The organism is Virgisporangium aurantiacum (assembly GCF_016863635.1).
Classification (GTDB): domain Bacteria; phylum Actinomycetota; class Actinomycetes; order Mycobacteriales; family Micromonosporaceae; genus Virgisporangium; species Virgisporangium aurantiacum.
The window spans coordinates 1-7,715 of the sequence record NZ_BOPG01000149.1; the positions used below are offsets into that span (position 1 = coordinate 1).

A 7,715-nucleotide genomic window follows, 5' to 3' on the forward strand; every position below is an offset into this window, starting at 1 on the left:
AGTTGTTCGACGTAGACCACATCGGGGACGGCATGGTCCTGGAAGCCGACGACGGTGAACGCGCCGCCGGCGGCGACGCTGCCGCCCATGTGGAACGGCAGGATCTGCAGGGAAATGTTGGGCAGCTCGGTCAGATCGACGAGGAACTGGATCTGCTCGCGCAGGACGTCGAGGTTGCCCATCGGCCGGCGCAGGGCGGCCTCGTCGAGGATCGCGTGGACGTGCGGTGCGGGCGGGGCCTCGCGATGCAGGATCTGCTGCCGGTCGATGCGCAGCTGGACCCGCCGGCGGATGTCGGCCGGGGCGTCCCGGCCGTGCCCGAGCCGGACGACGGCGTCGGCGTAGTCGGCGGTCTGCAGCAGCCCGGGGACGAACTGGACCTCGTAGGTGCGGATGGTCGTCGCCGCGCCTTCCAGGCCGAGGTAGTTCTGGAACCAGGGCGGCAGGATGTCGTGATACTGGTGCCACCACGCCGGTGCGTTCGCCTGGCGGGCGAGCCCGAGAATCGTCTGGCGTTCGATCGGATCGGTGACCTGGCACAGGTCGAGGAGGTCGGTCACGTCGCGTTCCTTGAACCCGACCCGGCCGAGCTCCATCCGGGCGATCTTCGACTCCGAACCCCGGATCATGTAGCCCGCGGCATCCCGGGTCACGCCGGAGGATTTCCGTAGCCGCCGCAGCTGGCTGCCGAGAAGGATTCGCAGCGCCGTCGGTTGCCCGGCCGACGAGGCGAGGGAGGGTCATTGTGCGCGGCCCCGGTCTGGCGGCCGCCACCGGTCGCCGGATACGTCGTCGCCGGATACGTCGAAGGTGCTCGGAGCGAGCCGGGTGATGCGGCGTTCGGGTCGGCTGTGTGACGGCGGTGGTGGTGGCGTGTGCCGGGTCAGAGTGCAGGTCGGCGAGCACGGCGTCGGCCCGCCGGTGATATCCGAGCCTCCGCAGCAGGCCGATCAGGGCGGTCGCGGTCCGCCTGTCGCCACCGGGACCTGCCATGGCCGTGCGCTCACGGAGGCGCTCACGGAGACCGGAGATCCGCGCGACGGCGTCGATGTCGGCGGCGCGGGTCCGCTGGCGGAGCGTGCAGGCGCCGGGCGTGCCGAGGGACGACTGCTCGATCAGGTCCTGGAAGTCGTCGTCGAACGCTTCGGTGTCGAACGCTTCGGTGTCGAACGCTTCGGTGTCGAACGCTTCGGTGTCGAACGCTTCGGCGCCGAACGCTTCGGCGCCGGGTGTCGCCGCGTCGGGTGCTGCCGCGTCGAGCGCCGGCGGGTTGGCGGTCTGCGGGTTGAGCGGCATCCGGTCATCTGGCCACATCGGTGTCACCTCCGTCCATGCCGGCCATCCTGCGTTTCTGTTTGGTGCGCCAGCGGTACAGGATCCCTTCGACGACCCGGGCGGAGGGCAGATCCAGCAGTTCGGCGGTCTCGCCGTGGCTGTGGCCGTCGAGCCTCAGCGCGACGACCGCCGCCGTGAGGTGATCGAGGTGGGCGAGGTTGTCGCAGATCTCGAGGGTTCCCGGGACCACGACGTCCGGACCCGGATCGCATCCGGCGGCGGGGGCCAGATAGGTCGCCTCCAGCCGGTGGGCGCGCCTCCACCGGGTTCGGGCCGCCCGGTGGCTGCGGAACTCGTTCGGGAAGACCGACAGGCAGGTACCCATGAAGTAGGAGGTCAGGCTGGCACCGCCGTCCACGCGCCACCCGCCGCGGAGGAGTGCCTCGCGGAACCGGGGCAGCGCGAGCGCGACCGTCATGTTCGCCAGTTCCTCGCGCACCTGCAAGTCGTTGGACAGTTCCTCCAACTCGTCCGGTGTGGGCGCCAGCGGGTAGCCGCGTCCGGCTGTGAGCTTGAAGATGTGTCCGGAGTACATCCAGCTCTGCAGGACGGGGATGCCGTAGGCGATCAGGTCGGCCTGGAACCGCTCGTACCGGCGACCGGTGTCCGTCGGCACCGAGCGTCTCGACCAGCTTCCAATCCGCCAGACGCCGGTCGAGGTTGTCGCGACGCTGGCCGCGCTCCGCCGCCGAGCGGTCCCTGGCCGTGCCTTCACGGGAGCCCGTGAGGCACCGGCCGGACGCGTCGACACCCGGCCGGGAGTGGGCGCTTCCGTGGTCGGCAGATGAGCCATCCGGCGCTTCGTCGCTGCTCAATGCCGCGCCGCCTTCTGATCAACTCTTGCCTGACCCCGACATCATCCGAACATCCTTCCGGCCATTCGCGGCCAATTGCCGGTGCGGGGCGGATGCACCTTGTAGGTGGCTCCATCAACAACGGCCCACGTGTACCGAGAAAGAAAGAATTCGGAGGTGTCGGATTAGATGATCATGTGGGATCGGCGCGGACGGCGGACCTACGAGGGTGCGTTGACCCCAAGCCAGGAGGTTCCATGACACGCCAGCCCTCGCTGCTTCCACTCCGCGCCACCCTTGTCTTGGTTTTGAGCCTCCTCACAGCGATTCTTGCCGGCGGATTGTCCTACCTGGCCGACCAGTCGCTCCCGGCAGCCGTTCTGATCGGCGGCGGCGCCGCCGGTGGCGCCCTCGCTCTCTTCGACAAGATCATCGACCGACAGATGTAGAGGTGCGCACGCCACTGATCCGTTCGCGTGGAATAGCGCGTGGAAAAGCGCCTCCATGACGTCGACAACGACCTCAAGACATCAAGCGCGGTAGAGGACCCGGTGATGGAAGTCCGCGGATCACCATGGCATCCGTCTCAGTCAGGTTTCGAGCTGTCCTTTGCCGGTGAAGTCTGTCCGTGTCATCCGAAGCCGTCCGGGCCGGATTTGTGCCACTGAAGTCTGTCTCTGGGCCTACTGAGCTGCGGCTATCCGTAGCCCACCATCAGGCACGATCTGCCGCGATCGGCGTCGCCGCGCTGACGTCCAGCAAGGTTCTCGCCCGGATCTTCGCCCGTTCGGGTGGTCGGCAGACAAACTTCAGTGGCACACGGACACACCTCGATGGCAAAGGACACGAGCCGCTGCTGCTGGCTGTTGGACGACTCTCGGTATGAGCGGCTGGGAACGGGTCAGCGACATCGGCGGCGAGCGTGTGTTGGACCGGCGCGCCGAACCCTGGCCGCTTATCAACGTCCTGGTCGACGGGAGACTCCTCACCCCGGTCCCGGCCGACTGATCAACACCGACAATCCGGGTATAGGCGCGCCCAAATCTTGGCGACACGACGAGCGCCAGCCCGACGTCACGAGCGCCGCGGCGACACGGTGAGCGAGAACAGCTCCCGTTCCCGCTCACCGGCGATGTCGCCGTCCCGCTCACGCCGAACGTCGGGCAACATGCTGGCGGTGTCGCCGGCGGACATGTTTCTTGAGGCCGGACATTCGCGGGGCGGATGTCAGCGCGCGAGCGCCGCCAACGTGAACTCCCCCGGGTACGGCGAACGCGCCACGGCCTGCTCCGTGTTGAGCGTCCCGGCGGCGACCTCCCGGCACAGCTCGGCGACCAACGCCAGCTCCGCGCGCTGGTCTCGGACGAAGTCGCGGTCCACCGGGTCGCCGTGGCCGGGCAGGACGATCGGCGTGTCCAGCGCGAGGATGCCGTCCAGTGCGGCCGGCCAGCCCTGTGGAGAGGCGTCGCCGAACTGCGGCGGCGCGCCGTGCTCCACGAGGTCTCCCGCGAACACCGCGCCCGCGTCCGGGACGTGCACGACCAGGTCGTGGTCGGAGTGCGCGGGCCCGAAGTGCCGCAGCTCCACGCGGCGGCCACCGAGGTCCAGCTCCGCGCGATCGTCGACCAGGTGGTCGGGCAGGACCAGGCGCACGGCCGCGATGCGGTCGCCGACCTCCACGTCACCACGCTCGCGGTAGCGCCGCGCCCACTTCTCGCGTTCCTGCTTGCCGTTGGCCACCAGGTCGGCGTGGCAGCGCCGGTGCGCCCACACCGCGCAGGGGGCGAAGACCTCGGTGCCGAAGCTGTGGTCGAAGTGGGAGTGGGTCAGCACCACTGCCACGGCAGCGGCGTCACCTCGCGCACGGCGGCGGGCTCCGCACCCTGCCCGGCGTCTCCGCCCGTGTCCACGACCAGGCACGATTCGCCGCCCACCACCAGCCCGACCGACAGGTCCAACTCCTGGTACCGCCGCACCAGCACGCCATCTGCGGCCTCGATCCACCTTCCCATGACCCGATCCAAGCAGACGGTGAAGATGCTCAAACCAGCCAAGGACGTGGGATGCCGCTCCGTTGACCTCGGATGGCTCACAACCGGCTACCCCCGTCGACACGCTCCTTCGTTGCTGTCCGCAACTCGCGGCGATACAGTCCGTGCATGACGCCGATCGAGGCCACCAGCTGGGGCCTACTCGGTGGGTTCGCGGTTGAGGGCCTCCAGTTCGCTGCCGCCGTCCGCAGATGCGGGGACTGGCCATGGACAAAGCGCAGCGAGCCCAACTTCGGCCCGTTCATCGTCTCGGTGTTCATCAGGTTGGCGGTGGGAGCGGGCCTGGCAGCCGCCGCTGCCGCCGGTGGTCAACTTGGCGGCCCGTTCGCCGCGGTTGCCGTGGGAGCCTCGGCGCCGCTGCTGGTCGAACAGCTCGCCCAGCAGGTACCGATCACTCCCGGCCAGCGCGCCACGCCGGGGTCGGGCGGGGACCGGCCACCGGTGGCGCCACGGCCGCGGCGCAGACCCGTCCAGCCCGATCCGGCGAGCCAGGTCGACACCCCGATGGACGATGCACCCAGCGGCGGCGACGATGCGCGATGACACCTTCGCCGGCCAGGTGATCCGGGCCCTGGCCAGACGCACCCCGGCGTACGGGGCCGACACCGCCGCGCCGGACAACTCGTTCGGCCGGTCCGTTCTTCTCGCCCTGCGACGGCGCACCCGGGCCTTTGTTGAACAACCGCCCGATGACGCCGACGCGATCCTCGACCGCCTCGAAGCGGACCTGGCCTCCGCCGACGCAACGGCCGGGCACGCGCGTCCCGAAAGATCCGGCCCAGGCGTGCTCTACCAATCAGAACGGGTGACTGTGACACCACGGGTCCTGTTCGTCGACGGTGACCGGTACGCGATCGCGGCGCTGAGGTACCTTCACTCACGCACGGCCCGCCGACCACCGACGCCGGGCGTGGCCGCCGGGACCGCGGCCGGGTGGATCCTCCTCGGAGCCATGATCGGGCTCGCGGCAGTGTTGCCGGTCGCGATGACAGCCTCCCTCGCACTCGCGGGGCTGATCGCGTTGACGACAGCGGTGGTCATCCGGCGACGGACGCCCAGCCACGAACTGTGGGCGCAGCACCACGGCGCCGAGACGTTGCTGTTCACGACGCCGGACCGGCGCGAACAGCAGGCGGTCGCGAGGGCCGTCCTCCGTGCCATGCGGATGATCGACGACACATCGCTGGTATAGAACGCCCGCGCTGTGCGCAACCCGGCGACGACTCCCCCCCGAGACTGGCAGAGGAAATGCCACGAACCTGAGACCTCAACCGTGCGACGCGGCTGAGAAATCGCGAAACCGCCAGGTCACAGAACCACAGCAGGTCAACAACCGACAGACCCTACAACCGGGTGACGAACAACGCCGCACCGGACGGAACGGCTGAGTGGGACTGACCGAACTGCGGCGTCGCGCAGGCCGCGCCGGCGTGCGGCTGACCACTGTGTTGCGCCACACAGACAGGGCCGTCGTCGCCGCTGGCCTCCGCGATGGCGCGCCGATTGTCGCCAACCTGCGCACCACCAGTAAGCCGTACTGGCTTACGCTGCGCCGGCATGAACTCGCCGTCTACCAGCGTTTCGACACCGACCCACCGCGTGTCCAAACGCCCCGGCTCACCCACGACGACCGGCCGCCGTCCTCACCTGCGTCCCCCGCGTGCGCCTGCACGACCAGCGGCACCTCGACACCGACCTCTCCCGTGCCACAGCCGACCGGCTCCTGGACACCCTCGCCGCGCCGCAGTATGGCAAACAGAGCCGCCGCTCCCGCTACGTCCCCCGCCAGGCTCGGCGTCAGCCACCGCCGCTTCTGACTTCGGCCAGTGTGTGCCCGCACCGACCTGCGGCGGACGAACACTACTTCGTGATGTGGATCAGGTACACCTTCGCGGTGGGATGGGTGAACTCGATCCAGTTGCCCTCCGGATCCCACGACCAGTACCGGTTGGTGCGGGCGGCGGTGTGTTGCGACACCTCGGGATAGCCGTCCTGGTTGAAGTGGGTGACGATGGCGAGGTGGTCGATCAGGCCATCTGATCCGCGCTGGCTGTTGTTCGGACCCTTGTCCCAGTCGTAGGCGATGACATCGCCTAGCTTGGCGCCCCCAGCGGTGTTGTCCGACCACCGGATCTCTGTGACTATCGCGAACCCTTCGTCGGAGACGGTATTCCTGAAGAAGTTCGCCTGAGCTGCCGCCTTCGTAGGACCGGGCACGTTGAGCTTCCGTGCGAGCTTGAGCGGGTCCCAGCTGCTGTCCGTCCAGTCGCCGGTCTTCGGCAGACCGCCCGCCCAGAGAGCCTGGGACACGAACCACGTGCAGTCGGAGTTCTTGTACCGCTCAGTGTCGTTGACATGGGCGAGCGCCCAGTCCACGGCGTCCTGGCGGCGGTACTGCTGCTGGTTCTCCCGCTTCTCGTTGGTTGCCGGCGCCGGGGAGGCGTCCTCCTGTGCGGGCTGCGGGCATCGCGGCACGCCCGGTGTCCAGCTGTCGCTGCCGGTGTAGACGAAGACGTTCGGTAGCCATGAACCATCCGACAGTTGCTCCCAGATGGTGGAGGTACCGGCGGCGCTGCTGACCTCCTGGCCGGAGTTCTCGCATGTGATCGCCACTGGTGTGCCATCTGATAGCGCCGGGGTACCGAAGCGTGCCGACGCCATCGAAGGAGCGGACCGTGGATAGATGCCTATCTTGGTCCACTCCACCCGGAACGTGGGTGCGGCCGAAGCCGGCGCCGCGCCGCCGACCAGTGCAGAAGTTGTGATCGCGCCGGCGGCGATCACTGCTGCCGTGACCCGGTATGGAACGTGCCGTGTTCGTCTCGTGTCGTCGCGCATGGTCACACACCGTTCGTTTGAGGGAATCCGCGTCTGCGGTTCACGGCATTGAGGACCGAGGATCAGGCAGGAAACCGAACGTACAAGCGGTCTGAGGTGTCCAACAACAAGTTCACCCAGTTGAGTGATTCAATCCGGCGGGATCCGCACACGTGATCAATACAAGGGTATGTAGATCAGAACCGATGTCTCGCGCTCAGGGTGAAGGCGGCCCGCGGCGGGCCAACAGCAGCACCAGCAACCGACGCGCGCACCCCGCTACCACGGTGCGAGAACGGCGACTGTCACGGCAATCCAGAAGCCGGTCACGGCGGCGCCCTCAGCCGTCACGGGGATGTGGAGCCTGGGTACACAAGTCGGGTCTGGGTACCATTCGGGACCCTTCTGACGGTGCCACTGGCCGCTTCAGGCGCCGATGCCACCGGCGGTGGCGCTGGCGACCCCGGATGGCGAGGTCACCACCGCGGACGACCGCTCCGCCCGTACGTGGGACCCGTCCACACCCGCCCCCACCGTCGATACAGCCCACCACAGGAGCCGCATCACGGCCCTGGCCTGCCACCCGGCCGGCGACTGGCTAGCCAGCGCCAGTGACGACCACACCGTCCGCACCTGGGACACCGCCACCGGCGCCAGCCGCAGCATCCTCCGCGGCCACACCAACCCGGTCCGCGCGCTGGCCATCGCACCGGACGGT

10 protein-coding genes are annotated in these 7,715 nt (G+C 68.7%); 5 read left to right on the plus strand and 5 right to left on the minus strand.

From position 1 onward, the window contains the following. The coding region (locus Vau01_RS62500) for a helix-turn-helix domain-containing protein (RefSeq protein ID WP_204015139.1) at positions 1-698 on the minus strand (698 nt) is incomplete at its 3' end. Positions 699-1,300: 602 nt separating this feature from the next. Further along, a complete protein-coding gene (locus tag Vau01_RS62505) occupies positions 1,301-1,951 on the minus strand; it encodes a hypothetical protein (protein WP_204015117.1) in 651 nt (216 codons plus the stop codon). A 435-nt stretch (positions 1,952-2,386) separates the two neighbouring features. Here Vau01_RS62505 and Vau01_RS62510 point away from each other — a divergent pair, with 435 nt between their 5' ends. Further along, on the plus strand, positions 2,387-2,578 hold the full coding sequence (locus Vau01_RS62510) for a hypothetical protein (protein ID WP_204015120.1): 192 nt from the start codon (positions 2,387-2,389) through the stop codon (positions 2,576-2,578). Between the two features lie 433 nt (positions 2,579-3,011). Further along, positions 3,012-3,137, plus strand: coding sequence for a hypothetical protein (locus Vau01_RS64980; RefSeq protein ID WP_275424073.1), 126 nt, complete (start codon positions 3,012-3,014; stop codon positions 3,135-3,137). 219 nt (positions 3,138-3,356) lie between these two features. Here the strand turns inward: Vau01_RS64980 and Vau01_RS62515 are convergent, their stop codons facing one another. Both Vau01_RS62515 and Vau01_RS62520 read right to left on the minus strand, forming a co-directional pair. Next, positions 3,357-3,971: an MBL fold metallo-hydrolase gene (locus Vau01_RS62515; protein WP_204015123.1), complete on the minus strand. Its 615-nt coding sequence runs from the start codon at positions 3,969-3,971 to the stop codon at positions 3,357-3,359. Then, positions 3,956-4,141: a hypothetical protein gene (locus Vau01_RS62520; RefSeq protein WP_204015126.1), complete on the minus strand. Its 186-nt coding sequence runs from the start codon at positions 4,139-4,141 to the stop codon at positions 3,956-3,958. The genes Vau01_RS62515 and Vau01_RS62520 overlap by 16 nt, the downstream gene beginning before the upstream one ends. A gap of 147 nt (positions 4,142-4,288) precedes the next feature. On the opposite strand from Vau01_RS62520, the gene Vau01_RS62525 reads away from it, so the two are divergent. Together Vau01_RS62525 and Vau01_RS62530 are read left to right on the plus strand one after the other, a co-directional pair. Continuing rightward, a complete protein-coding gene (locus Vau01_RS62525) occupies positions 4,289-4,723 on the plus strand; it encodes a hypothetical protein (RefSeq protein WP_204015129.1) in 435 nt (144 codons plus the stop codon). After that, positions 4,713-5,372 carry a DUF6232 family protein gene (locus Vau01_RS62530; protein ID WP_204015132.1) on the plus strand — a complete coding sequence of 220 codons (660 nt, stop codon included), beginning with the start codon at positions 4,713-4,715 and terminating at the stop codon, positions 5,370-5,372. The genes Vau01_RS62525 and Vau01_RS62530 overlap by 11 nt, the downstream gene beginning before the upstream one ends. Positions 5,373-6,040: 668 nt before the next feature. On the opposite strand, the gene Vau01_RS62535 is transcribed toward Vau01_RS62530, so the two are convergent. Then, complete coding sequence (locus tag Vau01_RS62535) at positions 6,041-7,018, minus strand: amidase domain-containing protein (protein WP_204015135.1); 978 nt, start codon at positions 7,016-7,018, stop codon at positions 6,041-6,043. A gap of 427 nt (positions 7,019-7,445) precedes the next feature. Here Vau01_RS62535 and Vau01_RS62540 point away from each other — a divergent pair. After that, a partial coding sequence (locus Vau01_RS62540; RefSeq protein WP_373320516.1) for a WD40 repeat domain-containing protein occupies positions 7,446-7,715 on the plus strand: 270 nt, incomplete at its 3' end.

What these genes read in the sequence shown, in the direction of transcription:
- Vau01_RS62530 (WP_204015132.1), top strand. Translation starts at nt 4,713, where the DNA reads ATGCGCGATGACACCTTCGCCGGCCAGGTGATCCGGGCCCTGGCCAGA.
- Vau01_RS62520 (WP_204015126.1), bottom strand. Translation starts at nt 4,141, where the DNA reads ATGGGAAGGTGGATCGAGGCCGCAGATGGCGTGCTGGTGCGGCGGTAC.
- Vau01_RS62525 (WP_204015129.1), top strand. Translation starts at nt 4,289, where the DNA reads ATGACGCCGATCGAGGCCACCAGCTGGGGCCTACTCGGTGGGTTCGCG.
- Vau01_RS64980 (WP_275424073.1), top strand. Translation starts at nt 3,012, where the DNA reads ATGAGCGGCTGGGAACGGGTCAGCGACATCGGCGGCGAGCGTGTGTTG.
- Vau01_RS62535 (WP_204015135.1), bottom strand. Translation starts at nt 7,018, where the DNA reads ATGCGCGACGACACGAGACGAACACGGCACGTTCCATACCGGGTCACG.
- Vau01_RS62510 (WP_204015120.1), top strand. Translation starts at nt 2,387, where the DNA reads ATGACACGCCAGCCCTCGCTGCTTCCACTCCGCGCCACCCTTGTCTTG.